Genomic DNA, 21,533 nt, shown 5'->3' with positions numbered 1-21,533 from the left:
TGGCAAGCCGGCCCCTGCGCCAGCCGCGTTGTCACACAAACTGATTTTTCGGTCGCGCCAACCCCAGGTTTTCCCGCAGGGTTCGGCCCTCGTATTCAGTTCTGAACAGCCCGCGCCGCTGCAGTTCCGGAATCACCCCGCCGGCAAAGTCCCGTAGCCCACCAGGGAGATGCGGCACCAGCACATTGAAACCATCGGCCGCGCCCTCCTCGAACCAGGCTTGCAGTACGTCGGCTATCTGCCCGGGCGTACCGATCAGGCTGTAGTGCCCACGGCCACCGGCAATCCTGCGCCCCAGCTGGGCCAGGGTCAGGTTGTCCTTGCCGGCCAGCTCGGTGAGCAATTGCTGGCGGCTCTGCTGGCCGCTCTCGGTCAGTGGTAGCGCCGGCAACGGTGCATCCAGCGGGTAGCCGGACAAGTCGAAGTTGCCCAGCATCCTCCCCAACAGGGCCACGCCCACTTCGGGCTCCACCAGGTCCTGGAAGGCTTCGAACTTTTCCCGGGCCTGACTTTCACTGTCCCCCACCACCACGAATACCCCAGGCATGATTTTCAGGGATTGCGTACTACGATCGTACTGCTTCAGGCGTCCTTTCAGGTCGGCATAGAAGGCCTGCGCGGCGGCCATGGAAGGCTGGGCGGTGAATACCACTTCGGCGGTCTGGGCCGCCAGCTCACGACCGCTCTCGGAAGAACCGGCCTGGACGATCACCGGGTATCCCTGGGGTGGGCGCGCCACATTCAATGGCCCTTTGACCTGGAAGAATTCACCGCGATGGTCCAGTAAATGCTGCTTGTCTGGGTCGAAATACTCGCCACTGGCCTTGTCGCGGACAAAGGCGTCGTCCTCCCAGCTGTCCCAGAGCCCGGTGACCACCCGATGGAACTCCCGGGCCCTGCGATAACGTTCCGCGTGCCCAAAATGTTCCTCCCGACCGAAATTCCGCGCTTCGGCAGCATTGTCGGAAGTCACCAGGTTCCACCCCGCCCGACCACCTGAAAGATGGTCCAGCGACGCGAATTTACGTGCTACGTGGTACGGTACGTTATAGCTCGTAGTGCTAGTGGCAATTAGCCCTATTCGCTCGGTCACGGCCGCCAGGGCCGCCAGTAACGTCAAGGGTTCGAAGTAATCGGAGCGGGCCATGCGGCTGGCGATGGGGCCGGTAGGGGCTGCCAGGCTGTCGGCGACGAACAGTGCATCGAAGCGCGCGGCTTCGGCGATCTGCGCCAGTTCTTTATAGACGGCAAAATCCAGCCCTGCCTGGGCCGGAACATCCGGATGACGCCAGGCAGCAACGTGGTGACCGGTGGCCATGAGAAAGGCGCCGAGCTTGAGCTGGCGAGTGGAACGGGACATGGATCACTCCTTGTTTCATGCTGCAAAAGGGACACCGCCAAAGCCCGCTGTAGGAGCGGGCTTGCCAGCGAAAGCGCCCTCGGGACCTGCTCCCAGCTCGCCGACCCATTCGCCGGCAAGCCGGCTCCTACAACGGCAGGGCATCAGAAATCCTTGCGCAACTGCACGCCGAAATAACGTTCGTCATCCCGGGGCACGGCGCGGTAGATGTAGTTGCCGCCACTGGCCAGCAAGGGCGAATAGGACTTGTCGGCGAGGTTCTTGCCCAGCAACGCCACGCGCCAGCCATCGTTGTAGTCGGCCAGGGCAATGCTGGCGTTCCAGATGCCGTAGGCGCCCTGGCGGGTGTCGAGGTTCTGGCTGATGTCGTACTGCACTTCGCTTTGCCAGCTGTAGTCAGTGCCCAACTCGATATCCAGGCCGTTATCCAGGGGAATGCTGTAGTCGGCGCGCACGTAGCTTTTCCAGTCCGGGCTGAAAGGCAACGGCTTGCCGTTGACGTTGCACGAAGCCGCCGCGCCCGCCGGGCAGGCGAATTCGTCGATGCGCGCCCGGGTGTAGGCCAGGGCCCCGGAGAACTTCAGTTGCTGGGTGGCCTGCAGGGCGTAATCCAGTTCCACGCCCTCGCTGCTGACGCTCCCGGCATTGATCAGGCGGGTCACTACCTGCCCGGCCACGGTGTCGAAGAAGTTGGCCTGGTAGTTGTCGTATTCGCTGTGGAACACCGCGAGGTTGGTGGTCAGCCGGTTGTTCCAGCTGCTGGCCTTGATCCCCACCTCCCAGGTGTTGGAGGTTTCGGGTTTCAGTGCTTGGGTGTCCCGCGGCTGCATGTTGAAGAACACGTTGTAGGCCGGGCCCTTGTAGCCCCGGGAATAGGTCAGGTAGCTGGTGACCGTGGCGCTGAGGTCATATTGCAGGCCCAGGCGCCCGGACCAGCCATCCTCGTCCACCGAGCCGGAACTCTGGGTGCCCGGCTGGATACCGCTGACCGTGGTCGCCGAAGTCGAGACCCGGCGGTGATCGTACTTCAGGTCATCGTGGGTCCAGCGCAGGCCGGCGATGCCACGAAAGTCCTCGGTGAAATTCAGGGTGCTCTCGCCAAATACCGCGTAGCTGTCGTTGGTGGTGCTGTAGTCGGCAATGCCCCGGTTGGCGCCGGTGGTCGTGGTCAGGGTGCGCTGGTAGGTTTCTTCATCCTTGCCGTGCATGTAGAACAGGCCGCCGACGTACTCCAGGAACCGCCCCTTGGGCGATGCCAGGCGCAGCTCCTGCGAGTACTGGTTGTAGTCCAGGTCACCCTTGTCGGCGGTCCCGGGGAACGCCGCAGTGACCGTGCCAAGACGGTCGCCGTCCTGGTACTGGGTATTGTTCCAGCCGCGCCAGGCGGTGATCGAGGTCAGGGTGTAGTCGCCCAGGCTCCAGTCCAGCTGGCCGGAAAGGCCCTTGTTGATATCGTCCACATGGGTACGGGTGTCGGTGTTGATGTCCCGGTTGTCGCTGCTGGCGCGCACGGGGTTCAGGGCCTTGGCGAAGGCGGGTGTCAGGGCCTTGCTCACCACCCCGTTGGGGGCGTCATCATGGGATTGCATGTAGTCCGCCGCGAAGGTGAACTTGAGGTCCTCGCTGGGGGTGAACTCCAGCTTGCCGCGCACGCCCTTGCGGTTGTAGCCGTTGACCTCCTGGCCGTTGTGGCGGTTATCCACATTGCCGTCGTAACTGCCGAACAAGGTGGTGAACGAACCCTTGAGGGTGTCGGGAATCAGGCTGCCGCCAATGCCGAAACGGGTGCGGCTTTCATTGCCGCTGTAGTAGGCCTGGTCGATGTAGCCATGAGTCTCGGCGGTAGGCGCCTTGGTGATGACATTCAGCACCCCGGCCGAGGCGTTCTTGCCGAACAGGGTGCCCTGGGGCCCGCGCAGGACTTCGATCCGTTCCAGATCCAGCAGGTCCAGGGTGGCCTGGCCGGGGCGGCCGTAGACCACGCCGTCGATCACCGTCGCCACCGTGGGCTCCACCCCCGGTGAGGTGGAAATGGTGCCCACGCCACGGATGAACAGCGAGGTGTCCTTGTTCGAGGCACCCGTGCGGAAGTTCAGCGATGGCACCTGCTGCACGATGCTTGCAACGCCGTTGCGGTTATCCCGCTCCAGTTGCTCGCCCTCCACCACCGAGACCGCCACCGGGACTTTCTGCAGCGATTCCTCGCGGCGGGTGGCGGTGACGGTCACCGACTTCAGGGTCGGTTCCTGATCCTGCGCGCTGGCGCCGCTGTCAGCGGCATAAGCCGCCGGCAGCGGCAAGGCGGCCAGCCCCGCCAGCAACCAGCCCAGATGGGGTCGCAATGGCTTGGCACCACGGATCGACTGCGTGAGACTGTGCTGTTCCCCAAGAAAGTTCTGCATGCTGCACCTGCTGAAAAATGCCCCGAACCGCTGCCGATCTGTGCCGGCAGCGCCTGAAAACTGTCTTGGGCATTCGCTCGAGCGAGTAGCAGACATGGCGCTTTGTTAGCGCTAACATCGCCAGTATCGACAGGCTCTTGATAGAGCGTCCAATACTGAAAAATTACTTTTATATGCCTTTTTGTTCAGCCAAAGGAATGCGCTCATGAGCTCTGACCAAGCGCCTGGCCGCAAGCGCCGCGGCGCCGGCCGCGTAACCCTGAACACCGTGGCGCGCCAGGCCGGGGTGTCGGCGATCACCGTTTCGCGCTATTTCAACCAGCCCGACAGTGTTTCCCCCGAGCGCCGTGAACGCATCGCCGCGGTGGTCGCCGAACTCGGCTATGTACCGAACCTGGTGGCCGGCGGGCTGGCCTCGGCCCGCGGGCGGATTGTCGCCATGGTCATCCCGAACATTTCCGGGCCGATTTTCGCCCAGACCATCCAGGGCTTCAGCGACACCCTCAGCCGCCATGGCTACCAACTGCTGCTGGCTTCCAGCTACTTCGACGCAAGGCAGGAGGAGAGCGCGGTAAGGGCCTTTCTCGGCTGGTCGCCGGCAGCCCTGGTACTGACCAGCCACTTCCATAGCCCGGGCACGGAAAAGATGCTCGCCGACACCGAGATCCCGGTGATCGAAACCTGGGACTACCAGCCCCAGCGCCAACCGCTGCAGATCGGCTTTTCGCACTTTCAGGTAGGGGTCACGGCCGCTCGCCACCTGCACGCCAAAGGCTACCGGCGCATCGCCTTCGTGCAGAACAGCGCCCCGGGAGACTTCAGTGCCCTGGAGCGGCGCGACGGCTATCTGGCAACGCTGGCCGAGTTGGGGCTGGCGCCCCGGGTGTTTGCCCCGGATGCCGACCGCGCGCCCTTCGAGGCCGGCAAACAGGCCATGGAAGCGCTGATGGGCAGCCCGGAACGCCCCGACGCGATCATCTTCGCCAACGACAACCTGGCAGCCGGCGGCCTGCTGGCGGGGCAACGAGCCGGGCTGAAGATCCCCGAGGAATGTGCGGTGCTGGGCTTTGGCGACTACCCCTTTGCGCAGATGCTGCTGCCCAGCCTGAGCACCATCCAGCCACCGGCGCTTCAGATCGGCGTACTGGCCGCGACCCGGGTGCTGGAGAGCCTGGGAGTTCTGCCAGTGGCAGGCACGGTGCAACGCCTGAACCTGCTGCAATGCCGGCTGATCGAGCGCGAAAGCAGTTGAGCCCACCGCCCCTCAGGCAGAGAGCTCGCGCAGCGCCCCATACGCCACCGGCGTAGTCGGGGTTGTCCAGGTGATCCACTGGGTTGATCAATACGCTGGCGGCCCATAGCTCCTGCGCATGGCGTGCCATCGGGGGGCGTCAATGCGCCTCGGTAAACACCTGCGCCAGCCAGTCGACAAATACCCGCACCCGCGGCGACATGTGCCGACTGTGGGGGTAGACCACCGACACCGGCATTGCCGGGGGCGGCGTGTGACAGAGAATCTCGCGCATCGACCCCTGCTCGATCTGCCGCGCCACGTGATAACGCGGACACTGGATGATCCCCAGCCCCGCCAGGGCCGAGGCGCCGTAGATCTGCGCACCGAACACCGACAAGGCGCCATCGATGGCCACTTCGCGCACCTGCCCCTCGACCAGGAACTCGAAGGGGAACGAGCGGGTGGCGGTACGCGAAACGTAGTTCACCGCCCGATGCGCGCCGAGTTCGTCCAGGCTCTGCGGTTCGCCGTATCGCGCCAGGTAGGCGGGGCTGGCGCAGGTCACCTGCTGCAGGTTCGCCACCCGCCGGGCAATCAGCGAGGAGCCTTCCAGGTTGCCGGCACGCAGCACGCAGTCCACGCCCTCGGCGACCAGGTCGACAAAGTGGTCGGCCTCGCTGATGGCCAGTTCGATCTGTGGATAACGTTGCATGAACTCCCCCAGCCGCGGGATCACGAAGTGCTTGGCCAGGGTGCCGTGCATGTCCACCCGCAAGCGCCCATGGGGCTCCACAGTGCGAAACGCCAGTTCAGCCTCTTCCAGCTCCGCCAGCAGTTGCACGCAACGGGGGTAATAGGCCTGGCCATCCAGAGTCGGGCGTACCCGGCGGGTGCTGCGCTCCAGCAGCCGGGTGCCGAGCCAGGCCTCGAACTGGTTGAGGGTGTGGGTCAGGGTCGCCCGGGGCAGGTTCAGGTCATCGGCGGCTAGAGTGAAGCTGCTGCGCTCGTAGATCCTTACGAACACTTTCATCCCTTTGACTTGGTCCACAGGTGGCTCCAGAAGCTCGATTGTTGGCGAATATTGAACAGTCAAGGCAACTCTGGCGCATTTATCCAGCACGGTAAATCCGTGAACCTGTTGCCCAGACAAGCCGTTCAACCTCCATGAAGGACTGACCCCATGACCGCTCAAGCCGCAAAAGTCGCCATTGTCACCGGAGCCTCCCGAGGCATAGGCGCAGTGATCGCCCGCCAGTTGGCCAAGGAGGGTTACGCCGTGGCGATCAACTACGCCAGCAGCAGCGAGGAAGCTTCCCGGCTGGTGGTGGAACTGCGCCAGGCCGGGCACCGGGCCATAGCGGTCAAGGCCGACGTGGCCAGCGCCAGCGATGTGCGCCGGCTGTTCGAAGAGACCGAGACCCAACTGGGCAAGGTCGATGTGCTGATCAACAACGCCGGCATCCTCAAGGTGCTGCCCCTGGCCGAGCACAGCGACGAGCTCTACGAGCAGACCTTCGCCATCAACACTCGCGGTACCTTCAACACCCTGCGCGAAGCCGCCGGGCGCCTGAATGACGGCGGCCGTATCGTCAATTTCTCCAGCAGCACCGTCGGCCTCAACCTGCCGGGCTACGCGGTGTACATCGCCAGCAAGGCGGCGGTGGAATCCCTGACCCAGGTGTTTGCCAAGGAGCTGCGCGGGCGCCAGATCACGGTCAATGCCGTGGCGCCGGGGCCGGTGGCCACCGAACTGTTCCTCAAGGACAAGACTGCCGAGCAGGTGGCCAGCTTCGCCAGGATGCCGCCCCTGGAACGCCTGGGGCAGCCGGAGGATATCGCCAGCATCATCAGCTTCCTGGCGAGCCCGGCGGCGGCCTGGGTCAACGGGCAGATCCTGCGGGCCAATGGCGGGCTGGTTTGACGCCTATGCTCGATACATGCGCCGGCACACCGGCTCCCGGGGAGTACCCATCATGCACACCACCATCATCATCACCTTTGGCCTGATCCTGCTGGCACTGGTGCTGTTTATCGGCGAGCGACTGGGTTTCAGCCGCCAGACCCTGGGCTATGGCTTCTCGGGGCTGTGGCTGGCGTTGACGGTCATCAACGGTGCGGTGGGCATGGTCACCGCCCACCAGCCCCTGCGTTCGGAGCTGGCGGTCGGCAGCCTGGTGTTTGCCGTGCCGGTGCTGGCCCTGGTGTTCTACCTGTTGCTCACCAAGGCCTGAGCGAACGGCTCAGCGCACCAGATGCAGGAACTGCATATGGCGTTCGTACTGGTCGAGGATGTCGTTGATGATCTGTTCCTTGGTGTAGCCCATCAGGTCGTAATCCTGACTGCCCTCGGCCAGATGCACCTCGGCCCGGTAGTAACGGCGGTTGCGCAGCTCCTTGGGCCCCATGCCGCCACGGGCGAAGGACGGGGTGAAGTAACCGCGCATCTGCACCTGATAGATGAACGGGTGCTGGTCGCCATGGCCGATTTCCAGGCTCACGCTGTCGTTGGCCGGGTCGGGCTGGGTCACCACGTTCAAGCCCTTCTCGACGAACACCGCGGTCACCTCTTCGATGGCCGGGCGCACTGTCTGGTCGAGGAAGCGATACACCTCATCCCGTGACGGGAAATGCACCGCCTGGCTCAGGCGCTGGCGCCAGCCGCCCTTGCCCCGCCGCGAAGGCGCAACCGGCGCCAGGGAATGCAACTGGGCGATGCGCCGCTGGGATTCCAGGTAGAACGCCTTGTGCAGCCCCCACATCATCAACAGCAGGATCAGCGAGAACGGCAGCGAGGTCAGCACCACCGCCGACTTCAGCGAATCGATGCTGCCGGCGAACAACAGCGCACTGGTGACCAGGGCGGTCATCGCCCCCCAGAACACCCGCAGCCATTTCGGCCCGTCTTCATCGGCGTTGCCGCCTTTGGCCGACAGGGTCGAGAGCACCACGGTGCCGGAATCCGCCGAGGTGACGAAGAACACGAAGCTGATGAACACCGTGACCGCAATCACGGTCTTGCTCCAGGGGTAGGTTTCCAGCAGCAGGTAGAGGGTCATCGACGGGTTGTCGATAGCCGACATGCCCAGGGCGCTCATACCGTGGTTGAGCACCTGGTCGATGGCGCTGTTACCGAAGATCGACATCCACGCCAGGGTGAAGCCCAGGGGAATCAGCAGTACGCCGAACACGAACTCGCGGATGGTCCGGCCCCGGGAAATCCGCGCGATGAACAGGCCCACGAACGGCGACCATGCAATCCACCAGGCCCAGTAGAACACCGTCCAGCCGCCCAGCCAGTCGCTGGGCTTGTTGTAGGCGTAGACGTCGAAGCTCTTGGTGGGCAAGGCGCCCAGGTAGTCGCCCAGGTTCTGGATCAGGGTGTTGAGCAGGTGCTGGGTGGGCCCGGCGAACAGCACGAACAGCAGCAGCGCCACCGCCAGCAGCATGTTGATGTCGGACATCACCCGCACGCCCTTGTCGACCCCGGACACCGCGACAATGATCGCCGCGCCCATCATCAGGGTGATCAGGCCAACCTGGATCCACTGGGTGTGGGCGATGCCGAACAGGTAGTCGAGGCCGGAGTTCAGGTGCAGTACGCCAAAGCCCATGTCGGCGCCCAGGCCGAACACCGTGGCGATGATGCCGAAGCCATCCACCGCGTAGCCGATAGGGCCGTTGATGCGCTTGCCGATCAGCGGGTACAGCGCCGAACGCAGGGCCAGCGGCAGGTTGTGCCGGTAGGCGAAGTACGCCAGGGCCATGCCGACGAAGGCGAACACGCCCCACCCGTGCAGACCCCAGTGCAGGAACAGCAGCTGCATGCCCTGGCGCGCCGCCTCGGCGGTGCCGGCCTCGCCCTGGGGCGGTTGCAGCATGTGGGTCAGGGGCTCGGAAACGCAGAAGAAGAACAGCGTGATGCTGATCCCGGCGGCGAACAGCATGCCGGCCCAGGACAGGTAACTGAACTCGGGTTCGTCGTGGTCGGCACCGAGCTTGATCTTGCCGTAGCCGGACAAGGCGGTGACCACCACGAAGACCAGGTACAGGGTCATCGCCAGCATGTAGTACCAGCCGACCGTATTGGCCGCCCAGTTTTGCGCCGCCAGCAGCCAGGCGCCGGCCTGTTCCGGCATGGAAATGACCACCACGCCGAAGATCAGGATAAAGCTCGCGGCGAAGTAGAACACCGGAGGGTTCATGCGAATCAGAGCATTCGCGGAGGTGGATGGTGCACTCATGAACGGTGCACCTCGAAGGGATGAAACATGGCTGAAATAGACGGACTCAGCAAAGGCAAGCCTCCTGTTGTGAGCGGGCAGCGAACCACCGGTTTAACTTGAACAAGCGTTCAAGTTAAACATGGATAGGGGGCTCAGGACTAATCGCAGGGCTCAGCGGTACCTTTTGTACGCTAGCTCAGGGAAGGGTATGACGTGTGTCGGACGCAATCGTTCAGCAGAAAAAGCCCCTTGCCGGGCCGGCCTCTCTCCCGTAGGAGCCAGCTTGCCGGCGAAGAGGCCCGCAAGCCCTGCATCGCCCTCAGGGACGCCTTCGCTGGCAAGCCAGCGCCTACAACAGGCGGGCGTACACCTTCTTCCGTAGGAGCCGGCTTGCCGGCGAATAGGCCGGCAAGTCCTGCATCGCTCTCAGAGACGCCTTCGCTGGCAAGCCAGCGCCTACACAAGCCAGCGCCTACTTCTGCGAGCCGTCGTCGTGCTGCAGGTTGGCCTGGGTCAGGTTGCAGCCGGCCGGCACGCTGCGGGTCAGCCAGACGTTGCCGCCAATGGTCGAGCCCTTGCCGATGGTAATGCGCCCCAGGATGGTCGCGCCGGCGTAGATCACCACGTCGTCCTCGACGATCGGGTGGCGCGGGTGGCCCTTCTGCAACTGGCCGTCCTCGTCCGCCGGGAAGCGCTTGGCGCCCAGGGTCACCGCCTGATAGATGCGCACCCGCTCGCCGATGATCGCGGTCTCGCCGATCACCACGCCGGTACCGTGGTCGATGAAGAAGCTGCGGCCGATCTGCGCACCCGGGTGGATGTCGATGCCGGTGGCCGAGTGGGCGATTTCCGAGCTGATCCGCGCCAGCAGCGGCAGGCCGGCGCGATACAGATGGTGCGCCAGGCGGTGGTGGATCACCGCCAGGATGCCGGGGTAGCACAGCAGCACCTCATCCACGCTGCGGGCCGCAGGGTCGCCGTGATAGGCCGCCAGCACATCGGTGTCCAGCAGCACCCGCAGGCCGGGCAGGGCCAGGGCGAAATCCTGGATCAGGCGGATCGCCCGGGCGTTGACTTCGGCATCGGCCTCGCCGCTCTGCCGGGCCACATAGCGCAGCTCCAGGCGCGCCTGGGCCAGCAAGGCGTTGAGCGCCGCGTCCAGGGTGTGGCCCACGTAGAAATCCTCGCTCTCTTCGCGCAGGTCCACCGGCCCCAGGCGCATGGGAAACAGGGCACCGCACAGGGCCTCGAGGATTTCCGCCATGGCCGCCCGCGACGGCAGCTCACGCCCGCCCTGCTCGCCGCTGACCCGACCGTTGCGGGTACGCCACTGGTCACGGGCATCACGCAGTTGGCCAACGATGGTCTGCAATTGCCAATGGCTGGAACGCTCGCTCACGATAAGACTCCTTACTCGGGCGGCCGGACAATCGGGCCGCGCAAACGGCGATCACTTTACGCCCGGCAACGGCGGCGCTTAAGAACTAATTGTCTGGTCTCAAGCACTTTTTCGCATAAGCGATTGGCGGTTGCCCGGGCAAAAAGGGCTGCCTATAGTCCTTGCACCTTCCCTGTTCCGTGCGGCCCCATGATCAAACAACAGCTCGCCCGCTTTAATCGTCTCGACCTGCTCAGGTCTACCACCGCCCTGGAAAAACTCGAACGCCTGTCGGCCTGGATCGGTCGCGATGTCTACGTCAAGCGTGACGACAGCACACCCCTGGCCATGGGCGGCAACAAGCTGCGCAAGCTCGAATACCTGGCCGCCGATGCCCTGGCCCAGGGCGCCGACACCCTGATCACCGCCGGTGCCATCCAGTCCAACCATGTGCGCCAGACCGCAGCCCTGGCCGCCAAGTTGGGGCTGGGCTGCGTGGCCCTGCTGGAAAACCCCACCGGCACCCAAGACCCCAACTACCTGGGCAATGGCAACCGCCTGCTGCTGGACCTGTTCGACGCCAAGGTGGAGCTGGTGGAAAACCTCGACCAGGCCGACGAGCAACTGCACGCCCTGGCCGCGCGCCTGCGCAGCAACGGCAAGAAACCCTACCTGGTGCCCATCGGCGGCTCCAATGCCCTGGGGGCCCTGGGCTACGTGCGCGCCGGCCTGGAGCTGGCGCAGCAGATCGAAGACAGCGGCCTGGAGTTTGCCGCCGTGGTCCTGGCCTCCGGCAGCGCCGGCACCCACAGCGGCCTGGCCCTGGCCTTGAGCGAAGTGCTGCCGCAACTGCCGGTGATCGGGGTCACCGTGTCGCGCAGCGAAGAAGACCAGCGGCCCAAGGTCCAGGGCCTGGCCGAGCGCACCGCTGAGTTGCTGGGAGTGAAGCTGCCCGACGCTTTCAACGTGCAGTTGTGGGACGAGTACTTCGCCCCGCGCTACGGTGAACCCAATGCCGGGACCCTGGCGGCGGTCAAGCTGCTGGCCAGCCAGGAAGGCCTGTTGCTGGACCCGGTATACACCGGCAAGGCCATGGCCGGCCTGCTGGACGGGGTCGGTCGCCAGCGCTTCGACGATGGCCCGCTGATTTTCCTGCACACCGGCGGCGCCCCGGCCCTGTTCGCCTACGCCGGCGCCTTCTCGTAGCAGCGCAAGCCTTGCATTGCCCTCGATGCCACCTTCGCTGGCAAGCCAGCTCCTACGGGGTCAGGGCAATGGAGTTCTTTGTAGGAGCCGGCTTGCCGGCGAAGAGGCCCACGAACCTTGCATCGCCCTCGATGCCACCTTCGCTGGCAAGCCAGCTCCTACGGAAGGATGGTGCAAGGAGAACCAAACAAAAAGGAATAACAAAGTAAATTTATATTATTTTTAAACCTATAAATGCCATCTTATAGTCGCGCCGCAGGCCCAATTGCCACGAGACGCGCCACGCGCATTTAAGGCAGGATAAAGCACAGTTCGCGCCTCACCGATTGACCTGCAACTCCACCCGCATCGTGCATAAGAAAACACACAGGGGCTTGTCATGAATTTTTCCGTACTGCGTCGCAATCTGCTGATTGGCACACTGGGCCTGGCCTTGGGTGCCGGACTGATGGGGCAAGCGGTTGCCGGCGAGCAACTGCAGAAAATCAAGGATGCCGGAGTCATCAACGTCGGCCTGGAAGGCACCTACCCACCGTTCAGCTATGTGGACGAAAACGGCAAGCTGACCGGCTTCGAGGTGGAATTCTCCGAAGCCCTGGCGAACAAGCTCGGGGTCAAGGTCAAGCTGCAGCCGACCAAGTGGGACGGCATTCTCGCCGCCCTGGAGTCCAAGCGCCTGGACGCCGTGGTGAACCAGGTGACCATCTCTGAAGAGCGCAAGAAAAAGTACGATTTCTCCATCCCCTATACCGTCTCCGGCATCCAGGCCCTGACCCAGAAGAAGGACGAAGGCAAGTTCAAGACCGCCGCCGACCTGGGTGGGCACAAGGTCGGCGTGGGCCTGGGCACCAACTACGAGCAGTGGCTCAAGGACAACGTGCCCACCGCCATCATCAAGACCTACGACGACGATCCGACCAAGTACCAGGACCTGCGCGTAGGCCGTATCGAAGCCATCCTGGTGGACCGCCTGGCGGCCTTCGAGCTGATCAAGAAAACCAAGGACACCCTGGTGGTATCCGGCGAACCCTTCTCCCGCCAGGAAGCCGGCGTGGCCCTGCGCAAGGGCGAACCTGAGCTGCTGGCGGCGGTGAACAAGGCCATCGAGGAACTGCGGGCGGACGGCACGTTGAAAAAACTCTCGGAAAAATACTTCAACGCTGACGTCACCCAATAATGGAAGCAGGCCTGCAACTGGCGCTGGAATCAGCGCCATTTCTTCTCAAAGGCGCGTACTACACGGTCATCCTCAGCCTCGGCGGCATGTTCTTCGGACTGCTGCTGGGCTTTGGCCTGGCCTTGATGCGCCTGTCACACCTGGCCCTGGTGAGCTGGATCGCCCGCATCTACGTGTCGTTCTTTCGCGGCACGCCGCTCTTGGTGCAGCTCTTCGTGATCTATTACGGCCTGCCGCAACTGGGGCTGGAACTGGACCCGCTGCCCGCGGCACTGATCGGTTTCTCCCTGAACATGGCGGCCTATGCCTGTGAAATCCTCAGGGCTGCCATCGGTTCCATCGAGCGTGGCCAATGGGAAGCCGCCGCCAGCATCGGCATGACCCGCGCGCAGACCCTGCGCCGGGCGATCCTGCCCCAAGCCATGCGCACGGCCCTGCCGCCGCTGGGCAACAGCTTCATTTCCCTGGTCAAGGACACGGCCCTGGCCGCCACCATCCAGGTGCCTGAACTGTTCCGCCAGGCGCAGCTGATCACCGCCCGCACCTTCGAAATCTTCACCATGTATCTTGCCGCCGCCCTGATCTACTGGATTCTCGCCAGCGTGCTCGCGCACCTGCAGAACCGGCTTGAAGAGCGGGTCAATCGGCACGACCAGGAGTCCTGAAGCCATGATCGTGGTGGAAAAACTGACCAAGCAGTTCAAGGGCCAGACGGTGCTCAATGGCATCGACCTGGAGGTCAAGGAAGGCGAAGTGGTCGCCATCATCGGCCCCAGCGGCTCGGGCAAGACCACCTTCCTGCGCTGCCTGAATTTTCTCGAAGAACCCACCAGCGGCCGCATCCGCATCGGTGACATCAGCATCGACAGCAGCATCCCCCTGAGCCATCAGCAGGGCCGGATCCGCCAGTTGCGCCAGCAAGTGGGCTTCGTGTTCCAGAACTTCAACCTGTTCCCCCACCGCACCGCCCTGGAGAACGTCATCGAAGGCCCGCTGGTGGTGAAGAAGACCCCGCGGGAGCAAGCCGTCGCCCTGGGTCGCGCGCTGCTGGCCAAGGTCGGGCTGGCAGGCAAGGAAGATGCCTACCCCAGGCGCCTGTCCGGCGGCCAGCAACAGCGGGTAGCGATTGCCCGGGCCCTGGCCATGGAACCGCGGGTGATCCTGTTCGACGAACCCACCTCGGCCCTGGACCCGGAGCTGGTGGGCGAAGTACTGGCCACCATCCGCAGCCTGGCCGAAGAGAAACGCACCATGGTCATCGTCACCCACGAGATGGGCTTTGCCCGGGACGTGGCCAACCGGGTGATCTTCTTCGACAAGGGGGTGATCGTCGAACAGGGCGAAGCCAAGGCGCTGTTCGCCAACCCCCAGCACGAACGCACCCGACAGTTTCTCAGCAAGTTCCTCGGCGCAAACCACGCCCCCTTGTAGGAGCCGGCTTGCCGGCGAAAAGGCCCTCGAGCCTTGCATCGCCCTCGCGGACGCCTTCGCTGGCAAGCCAGCTCCTACAGCAGATCACGCCCCCTCCCCCGTAGGAGCCGGCTTGCCGGCGAAAAGGCCCTCGAGCCTTGCATCGCCCTCAAGGACGCCTTCGCTGGCAAGCCAGCTCCTACGTGCAGGCACGGGGTGGTTTTGGGGAGGCATTCGTCGCGAGAACCACAGCTGTGGAAGCACGCTAAGGCCTTGATCCATAACGCCTGCGGGCTTCGATTCAACCCTTCTATTCATATTCCTAAAAGTTAGTTTATTTAATTTTTATACGCGCATAGGGTATATGCACCGGACCACCGGACATTCTTGATTCTGATTTCGCCGCATGACGCGGCCTATCCAAAAGATGTGAGGTAGGTATGGTCCGGAACACAATCACCCCAGTGCAGATCGCCAGGGCATTGCGTGCAGCCAAGGAGTGGCACTGATGTCCAGTCTGATCGAAGCCCAGGTCCAGAGTGACCTGGATATCGCTCCCCTTTTGCTGCCCGCTCGGGTTCTGCGCAACGACGCCGAAGCCCTTCAGGCTGCCCATGAATTGGCCGACGCGGCCCGCCAGCAGGCCGCCCAGCGCGACCGCCAGCGCAAGCTGCCCTGGGCGCAGATCGAACAATTCACCCGCAGCGGCCTGGGCAGTATTTCCGTGCCCCGCGCCTACGGCGGGCCACAGGTTTCCTTCGTCACCCTGGCCGAAGTCTTCGCCATCATTTCCGCGGCCGACCCGGCCCTGGGGCAGATCCCGCAGAACCAGTTCGGCATCCTCGGCCTGATTCTCGGCTGCGGCACCGAGCGGCAGAAGAAACAGCTGCTGCAGAGCGTCCTGGAAGGCTGGCGCATCGGCAACGCCGGCCCGGAACGCGGCACCAAGAACACCCTGGAACTCAAGGCACGGATCACCGCCGACGCCGACGGCCACGTGATCAATGGCCAGAAGTTCTACTCCACCGGCGCCCTGTTCGCCCACTGGGTGGCGGTCAAGGCACTCAACGAGGAGGGCCGCCAGGTGCTGGCCTTCGTCCGTCGTGGCACCCCGGGGCTGCGCATCGTCGACGACTGGTCGGGCTTCGGCCAGCGCACCACCGCCAGCGGCACCATCCTGCTCAACGATGTGCGGGTGGACGCCGAGCTGGTGCTGGACAACTGGCGGATCAACGAAACACCGAATATCCAGGGCGCGGTATCCCAGCTGATCCAGGCCGCCATTGACGCCGGCATCGCCCGGGAAGCCGTGGCCGACGCCATCCGTTTCGTTCGTGAACGAGCACGCCCGTGGATCGATGCCAACGTCGAGCGGGCCAGCGATGACCTGTATGTGATCGCCGACATCGGCAAGCTGCAGATCGAACTGCACGCCGCCGAAGCCCTGCTGCGCAAGGCCGGGCAGGTGCTGGACCAGGTCAGCGCGGCGCCGATCACTGCCGAGTCCGCGGCCCGCGCCTCCATCGCCGTAGCCGAAGCCAAGGTGCTGACCACCGAGATCTCGCTGCTGGCCAGTGAAAAGCTCTTCGAGCTGGCTGGCAGCCGCGCCACCCTCGCCGAATTCAACCTCGACCGTCACTGGCGCAACGCCCGGGTACACACCCTGCACGACCCGGTGCGCTGGAAGTACCACGCCGTGGGCACCTATCACCTGAACGGCACCTTGCCTGCCCGGCACTCCTGGATTTAACCGCCCAGAACGCTTTTGACCAGATCTCTGGAGAAACACATGTCTCTTTCCCAACACGTCGCGGTCATTACCAGCGATGAGCAAGCCCTGATTGTCGCCAGCGACCTGGCGGAAGATTTCAAGCGCGACAGCGCCCTGCGCGACCGCGAGCGGCGCCTGCCGCACCCCGAGCTGGAAGCCTTTTCCCGCTCCGGCCTGTGGGGCATCAGCGTGCCCAAGGAATACGGCGGCGCCGGGGTTTCCAACGTCACCCTGGCCAAGGTCATCGCCCTGATCGCCGAAGCCGACGCCTCCCTGGGGCAGATCCCGCAGAACCATTTCTACGCCCTGGAAGTGCTGCGGGTGAATGGCAGCGAGCCGCAGAAGCAGCGGCTGTATGCCGAAGTCCTGGCCGGCCGGCGTTTCGGCAACGCCCTGGCCGAGCTGGGCACCAAGACCGCCCACGACCGCACCACCCGCCTGAGCCGCGACAGCAACGGCCCGGGCTACCGCATCGACGGGCGCAAGTTCTACGCCACCGGCGCCCTCTACGCCCAGCGCATCCCCACCTCGGTGGTGGATGAACACGGCGTGCAGCAACTGGCCTTCGTCCCCGCCGACGCCCAGGGCCTGGACGTGATCGACGACTGGAGCGGCTTCGGCCAGCGCACCACCGGCAGCGGCTCGGTGCAATTCGACAACGTGTGGGTGGACGAGGCCGACGTGGTGCCGTTCCAGAGCGCCTTCGAGCGCCCGACCCCAGTCGGCCCGCTGGCGCAGATCCTCCACGCCGCCATCGACACCGGCATCGCCCGCGCCGCCTATGAAGACGCCCTGCGCTTTGTGCGCACCAAGACCCGGCCGTGGATCGACTCCGGCAACGACAAGGCCACCGACGACCCGCTGACCATCAAGAGCTTCGGCCACCTGAGCATCCGCCTGCACGCCACCGAGGCCCTGCTGGAACGCGCCGGGGAGTTCCTCGACAAGGCCCAGACCCAGACCAACGCCGACACCGTGGCCGCCGCGTCCATCGCCGTGGCCGAGGTCCGCGCCTTGAGCACGGAAATTTCCCTGGCCGCCGGCAGCACCCTGTTCGAACTGGCGGGCAGCCAGGCGACCCTGGCCGAGCATGGCCTGGACCGCCACTGGCGCAATGCCCGGGTACACACTCTGCACGACCCGGTGCGCTGGAAGTACCACGCGGTGGGCAACTACTACCTGAACCAGCAGAACCCGCCGCTGCGGGGGACCATCTGATGGCCGCGCCACAAACCACCAAGAAGAAGATCCTGCTCAACGCCTTCAACATGAACTGCGTCGGGCACATCAACCACGGCCTGTGGACCCACCCGCGGGACAACTCGACCCAGTACAAGACCCTCGAGTACTGGACCGAGCTGGCCCAGTTGCTGGAGCGCGGGCTGTTCGACGGGCTGTTCATCGCCGACATCGTCGGGGTCTACGACGTCTACCAGAATTCGGTGGACGTGCCCCTCAAGGAGTCGATCCAGCTGCCGGTGAACGACCCGCTGCTGCTGGTCTCGGCCATGGCCGCGGTCACCAAGAACCTGGGGTTCGGCCTCACCGCCAACCTCACCTACGAGGCGCCCTACCTGTTCGCCCGGCGCCTTTCCACCCTCGACCACCTGAGCCGTGGCCGGGTCGGCTGGAACATCGTCACCGGCTACCTGGACAGCGCCGCCCAGGCCATGGGGCTCAAGGAGCAGATCGAGCACGACCGCCGCTACGACCAGGCCGACGAGTACCTGGAGGTGCTGTACAAACTCTGGGAAGGCAGTTGGGAGGACGACGCGGTCCTCAATGACCGCGAGCAACGCATCTATGCCCAGCCGGAAAAAGTGCACAAGGTCGAGCACCAGGGCGAGTTCTACCAGGTCAGTGGTTACCACCTGTGCGAACCGTCGCCGCAACGCACCCCGGTGCTGTTCCAGGCCGGCAGCTCGGACCGCGGCCTGCTGTTCGCCGGGCGCCACGCCGAGTGCGTGTTCATCAGCGGGCAGAACAAGGCCGCGACCAAGGCCCAGGTGGACAAGGTCCGCGCCAGCGCCGTGGCTGCCGGGCGCAATCCCGAGGACATCAAGGTGTTCATGGGCCTCAACGTGATAGTCGGCGAGACCGAGGAACTGGCCTGGAAGAAGCACGCCGAGTACCGCAGCCACGCCAGCGCAGAGGCCGGGGTGGCGCATTTTTCCGCGTCCACCGGGATCGATTTTTCCCAGTACGAGATCGACGAGCCGATCCAGTACGTGAAGAGCAATGCCATCCAGTCGGCCACCAAGAACCTGCAGAACAACGACTGGACCCGACGCAAGCTGCTGGACCAGCACGCCCTGGGCGGCCGCTACTTCACCGTGGTCGGCTCGCCGCAGCAGGTGGCCGACGACCTGGAATCCTGGATCGCCGAAACCGGCCTGGACGGCTTCAACCTGACCCGCATCGTCACCCCGGAAAGCTACGTCGACTTCATCGACCTGGTCATCCCCGAACTGCAGCGCCGCGGCTCCTACAAGACCGCCTACGACGATGGCACCCTGCGGGAAAAGCTCTTCCGCCAGGGCCGCAAGCTGCCCGAACAACACACCGGCGCGGCCTACCGCCGCTAAACGCTTCGCCGGCAAGCCGGCTCCTGCACACCTCACTGTAGGCGCTGGCTAGCCAGCGAAGAGGCCCGCAACCACACCCCATTCCCTGGCCCCGACTCGGACCCTGACCCCTATGAAAACCAAACGCCTGCGCCACCCGCTCAAAGCCCTGGCCCTCGCCCTCGGCCTGTTCAGCAGCGCCGTCTTCGCCGCCGACGCGCCGCTCAAGGTCGGCACCACCGCCGCCTTCGCCATTCCCCTGGAGGCCGCCGTGGAAGAGGCCGGCAAGCAGGGCCTGAAAGTCGAGCTGGTGGAGTTCACCGATTGGATCGCGCCCAACGTCAGCCTGGCCGCCGGTGACATCGACGTGAACTACTTCCAGCACATCCCGTTCCTGGAAAACGCCAAGGCCGCCGCCGGTTTCGACCTGGTGCCCTTCGCCCCGGGCATCATCAACAACGTCGGCCTGTACTCGAAGAAATACAAAAGCTTCGACGAACTGCCACAAGGCGCCAGCGTGGCCATCGCCAACGACCCGATCAACAGCGGGCGCGGCCTGCAACTGCTGGCCAAGGCCGGGCTGATCACCCTCAAGCCGGGCGTTGGCTACAAGGCCACCGAAGAAGACATCGTCAGCAACCCGAAGAAGATCAAGATCCTCCAGGTCGAAGCCGTGCAACTGGTGCGCGCCTATGACGACGCTGACCTGGTCCAGGGCTACCCGGCCTACATCCGCCTGGCCAAGACCTTCGATGCCGGCTCGGCGCTGCTGTTCGACGGCCTGGACCACAAGGAATACGTGATCCAGTTCGTGATCCAGCCCAAGAGCCAGAACGACCCGCGGCTGATCAAGTTCGTCGACATCTACCAGCACTCGCCTGCCGTTCGCGCCGCTCTGGATAAAGCCCACGGCAAGCTCTACCAAGCCGGTTGGGAAGGTTGAGATGAGTGTCGCGACGCTACAGCGCAAGCTGCCGGAAGCGGCGCCCCGGCGCGCCGAGCAGACCGAGCTGCACCCCGAACTGAATCGCGCCCAGGTGCGCTTTATCGGCCTGGGCAAGACCTACCAGGGCCAGCAGGGTCCGGTGCAGGCCTTGCACGATATCGACCTCTCGATCCAGCGCGGCGAGGTGTTCGGCATCATCGGCCGCAGCGGCGCCGGCAAGTCGTCGCTGATCCGCACCATCAACCGCCTGGAGCAGCCCAGCAGCGGCCGGGTGCTGATCGACCAGGTGGACATCGGCGACTTCGACGAAGACCGCCTGGTGGCCCTGCGCCGGCGCATCGGCATGATCTTCCAGCACTTCAACCTGATGTCGGCCAAGACCGTGTGGCACAACGTCGAGCTGCCGCTGAAGGTGGCCGGGGTACCCAAGGCCGAGCGCGAGCGCAAGGTGCGCGAGCTGCTGGAGCTGGTGGGCCTCAAGGACAAGCACCGGGCCTACCCGGCGCAGTTGTCCGGCGGCCAGAAGCAGCGGGTGGGGATCGCCCGGGCCCTGGTCCACGATCCCGAGATCCTGCTGTGCGACGAGGCCACTTCGGCCCTGGACCCGGAAACCACCCAGTCGATCCTCGGCCTGCTGAAAGAGATCAACCAGCGCCTGGGCCTGACCATCATCCTGATCACCCACGAGATGGCGGTGATCCGCGATATCTGCGACCGGGTGGTGGTACTGGAGCACGGGCGCATCGTCGAGCAGGGGCCGGTCTGGGAAGTCTTCGGCAACCCGCAGCACGAGGTCAGCAAGACCCTGCTGGCGCCCCTGCAGCACGGCCTGCCGGAAGAACTGCAGAACCGCCTGCAAAGCCATCCGACGTCTTCCGATGCGGCGCTGGTGCTGAGCCTGCGCTTCACCGGCAGCAGCCATGAGGAACCGGACCTGGCGGCGCTGTTCGGCGCCCTGGGCGGCCGCGTACGCCTGCTGCAAGGCGGCGTGGAACGCATCCAGGGCCACGCCCTGGGGCAATTGCTGCTGGCGGTCCAGGGCTCGTCCCTGGAGGCTGCGCAACTGCGCCAGCGCGCCGGGCAATGGGCACAACAGGTGGAGGTACTGGGCTATGTGGTTTGATCGCTTGTTGCAGGGCATTCTCGACACCCTGCTGATGGTCGGCGTGTCCTCGCTGATTGCCCTGCTGGCGGGGATTCCCCTGGCGGTGATCCTGGTCACCAGCGGCAAGGGCGGGATCTACGAGGCGCCGAACCTGAACCGGGCGCTGGGGGCCTTTGTGAACCTGTTCCGCTCGATCCCGTTCCTGATCCTGATGGTGGCGCTGATCCCCTTTACCCGGCTGATCGTCGGCACCACCTACGGCGTGTGGGCCGCCGTGGTGCCGCTGACCATCGCCGCCACGCCGTTCTTTGCGCGGATCGCCGAAGTCAGCCTGCGTGAGGTCGACCACGGCCTGATCGAGGCCGCCCAGGCCATGGGTTGCCGACGCTGGCATATCGTCTGGCACGTGCTGCTGCCCGAGGCGCTGCCGGGCATCGTCGGCGGCTTCACCATCACCCTGGTGACCATGATCAACTCCTCGGCCATGGCCGGGGCGATTGGCGCGGGCGGCCTGGGGGACATTGCCTACCGCTACGGTTATCAGCGTTTCGACAGCCAGATCATGCTCACGGTGATCGTGCTGCTGGTGATTCTGGTGGCCGCGATCCAGCTGGGTGGCGACCGTCTGGCGCGGGTGCTGAACAAGCGCTGAGGGCTGTGGTGTCCGTTCGGACGCCTTCGCGAGCAAGCTCGCTCCTACCAAGGACGGTGATCATCCCGTAGGAGCGAGCTCGCTCGCGAACAGGCCGCCAGGCCG

18 protein-coding genes are annotated in these 21,533 nt (G+C 64.6%); 13 read left to right on the top strand and 5 right to left on the bottom strand.

The window, feature by feature from the left end; translation table 11 throughout:
* Positions 1 to 31 precede the first annotated feature (31 nt).
* On the bottom strand, positions 32 to 1,360 hold the full coding sequence (locus tag AC1RMG_RS30360) for an LLM class flavin-dependent oxidoreductase (protein WP_370058418.1): 1,329 nt from the start codon (positions 1,358 to 1,360) through the stop codon (positions 32 to 34).
* A 143-nt stretch (positions 1,361 to 1,503) separates the two neighbouring features.
* Positions 1,504 to 3,762, bottom strand: a complete 2,259-nt coding sequence (locus AC1RMG_RS30355; protein WP_493170913.1) for a TonB-dependent receptor — start codon at positions 3,760 to 3,762, stop codon at positions 1,504 to 1,506.
* A 205-nt stretch (positions 3,763 to 3,967) separates the two neighbouring features.
* On the opposite strand from AC1RMG_RS30355, the gene AC1RMG_RS30350 reads away from it, so the two are divergent.
* Complete coding sequence (locus AC1RMG_RS30350; protein WP_011058634.1) at positions 3,968 to 5,014, top strand: LacI family DNA-binding transcriptional regulator; 1,047 nt, start codon at positions 3,968 to 3,970, stop codon at positions 5,012 to 5,014.
* Between the two features lie 139 nt (positions 5,015 to 5,153).
* On the opposite strand, the gene AC1RMG_RS30345 is transcribed toward AC1RMG_RS30350, so the two are convergent.
* Entirely contained in the window at positions 5,154 to 6,044 is an 891-nt protein-coding gene (locus AC1RMG_RS30345; protein ID WP_011058633.1) for a LysR family transcriptional regulator, read from the bottom strand.
* Between the two features lie 132 nt (positions 6,045 to 6,176).
* On the opposite strand from AC1RMG_RS30345, the gene AC1RMG_RS30340 reads away from it, so the two are divergent.
* Both AC1RMG_RS30340 and AC1RMG_RS30335 read left to right on the top strand, forming a co-directional pair.
* Positions 6,177 to 6,917, top strand: coding sequence for an SDR family oxidoreductase (locus AC1RMG_RS30340; RefSeq protein WP_019094920.1), 741 nt, complete (start codon positions 6,177 to 6,179; stop codon positions 6,915 to 6,917).
* 52 nt (positions 6,918 to 6,969) lie between these two features.
* Positions 6,970 to 7,227 carry a hypothetical protein gene (locus tag AC1RMG_RS30335; protein WP_015633747.1) on the top strand — a complete coding sequence of 86 codons (258 nt, stop codon included), beginning with the start codon at positions 6,970 to 6,972 and terminating at the stop codon, positions 7,225 to 7,227.
* A gap of 9 nt (positions 7,228 to 7,236) precedes the next feature.
* On the opposite strand, the gene betT is transcribed toward AC1RMG_RS30335, so the two are convergent.
* Both betT and epsC read right to left on the bottom strand, forming a co-directional pair.
* Positions 7,237 to 9,198, bottom strand: a complete 1,962-nt coding sequence (betT, locus tag AC1RMG_RS30330) for a choline transporter BetT (protein WP_161466434.1) — start codon at positions 9,196 to 9,198, stop codon at positions 7,237 to 7,239.
* A 493-nt stretch (positions 9,199 to 9,691) separates the two neighbouring features.
* Positions 9,692 to 10,618 (bottom strand): serine O-acetyltransferase EpsC, encoded by a 927-nt coding sequence (gene epsC, locus AC1RMG_RS30325; protein ID WP_011058630.1) that lies wholly within the window; start codon positions 10,616 to 10,618, stop codon positions 9,692 to 9,694.
* Between the two features lie 189 nt (positions 10,619 to 10,807).
* On the opposite strand from epsC, the gene AC1RMG_RS30320 reads away from it, so the two are divergent.
* From AC1RMG_RS30320 to AC1RMG_RS30275, 10 genes are all read left to right on the top strand, one after another.
* Positions 10,808 to 11,803: a D-cysteine desulfhydrase gene (locus AC1RMG_RS30320; protein WP_011058629.1), complete on the top strand. Its 996-nt coding sequence runs from the start codon at positions 10,808 to 10,810 to the stop codon at positions 11,801 to 11,803.
* Positions 11,804 to 12,182: 379 nt separating this feature from the next.
* Positions 12,183 to 12,980 carry a cystine ABC transporter substrate-binding protein gene (tcyJ, locus tag AC1RMG_RS30315; RefSeq protein ID WP_011058628.1) on the top strand — a complete coding sequence of 266 codons (798 nt, stop codon included), beginning with the start codon at positions 12,183 to 12,185 and terminating at the stop codon, positions 12,978 to 12,980.
* The gene (tcyL, locus tag AC1RMG_RS30310; RefSeq protein WP_011058627.1) at positions 12,980 to 13,645 is read left to right on the top strand and encodes a cystine ABC transporter permease; all 666 of its coding nucleotides are present in this window, start codon (positions 12,980 to 12,982) and stop codon (positions 13,643 to 13,645) included. Before tcyJ ends, tcyL begins: the two co-directional genes overlap by 1 nt.
* A gap of 4 nt (positions 13,646 to 13,649) precedes the next feature.
* On the top strand, positions 13,650 to 14,411 hold the full coding sequence (tcyN, locus tag AC1RMG_RS30305) for an L-cystine ABC transporter ATP-binding protein TcyN (RefSeq protein ID WP_493170911.1): 762 nt from the start codon (positions 13,650 to 13,652) through the stop codon (positions 14,409 to 14,411).
* 487 nt (positions 14,412 to 14,898) lie between these two features.
* Entirely contained in the window at positions 14,899 to 16,140 is a 1,242-nt protein-coding gene (locus AC1RMG_RS30300) for an SfnB family sulfur acquisition oxidoreductase (protein ID WP_011058625.1), read from the top strand.
* A 39-nt stretch (positions 16,141 to 16,179) separates the two neighbouring features.
* Entirely contained in the window at positions 16,180 to 17,379 is a 1,200-nt protein-coding gene (locus AC1RMG_RS30295; RefSeq protein WP_103290581.1) for an SfnB family sulfur acquisition oxidoreductase, read from the top strand.
* On the top strand, positions 17,379 to 18,746 hold the full coding sequence (locus tag AC1RMG_RS30290; protein WP_015633741.1) for an LLM class flavin-dependent oxidoreductase: 1,368 nt from the start codon (positions 17,379 to 17,381) through the stop codon (positions 18,744 to 18,746). The genes AC1RMG_RS30295 and AC1RMG_RS30290 overlap by 1 nt, the downstream gene beginning before the upstream one ends.
* A 112-nt stretch (positions 18,747 to 18,858) precedes the next feature.
* A complete protein-coding gene (locus tag AC1RMG_RS30285; protein ID WP_161466426.1) occupies positions 18,859 to 19,668 on the top strand; it encodes a MetQ/NlpA family ABC transporter substrate-binding protein in 810 nt (269 codons plus the stop codon).
* A 1-nt stretch (position 19,669) separates the two neighbouring features.
* Positions 19,670 to 20,794: a methionine ABC transporter ATP-binding protein gene (locus AC1RMG_RS30280; RefSeq protein ID WP_019095354.1), complete on the top strand. Its 1,125-nt coding sequence runs from the start codon at positions 19,670 to 19,672 to the stop codon at positions 20,792 to 20,794.
* Positions 20,784 to 21,428, top strand: coding sequence for a methionine ABC transporter permease (locus AC1RMG_RS30275; RefSeq protein WP_011058620.1), 645 nt, complete (start codon positions 20,784 to 20,786; stop codon positions 21,426 to 21,428). Before AC1RMG_RS30280 ends, AC1RMG_RS30275 begins: the two co-directional genes overlap by 11 nt.
* The last annotated feature ends 105 nt before the right edge of the window (positions 21,429 to 21,533 follow it).

The organism is Pseudomonas sp. GW822-FHT04H02, from assembly GCF_058800645.1.
This window is presented reverse-complemented; position numbering and strand designations above follow the sequence as displayed.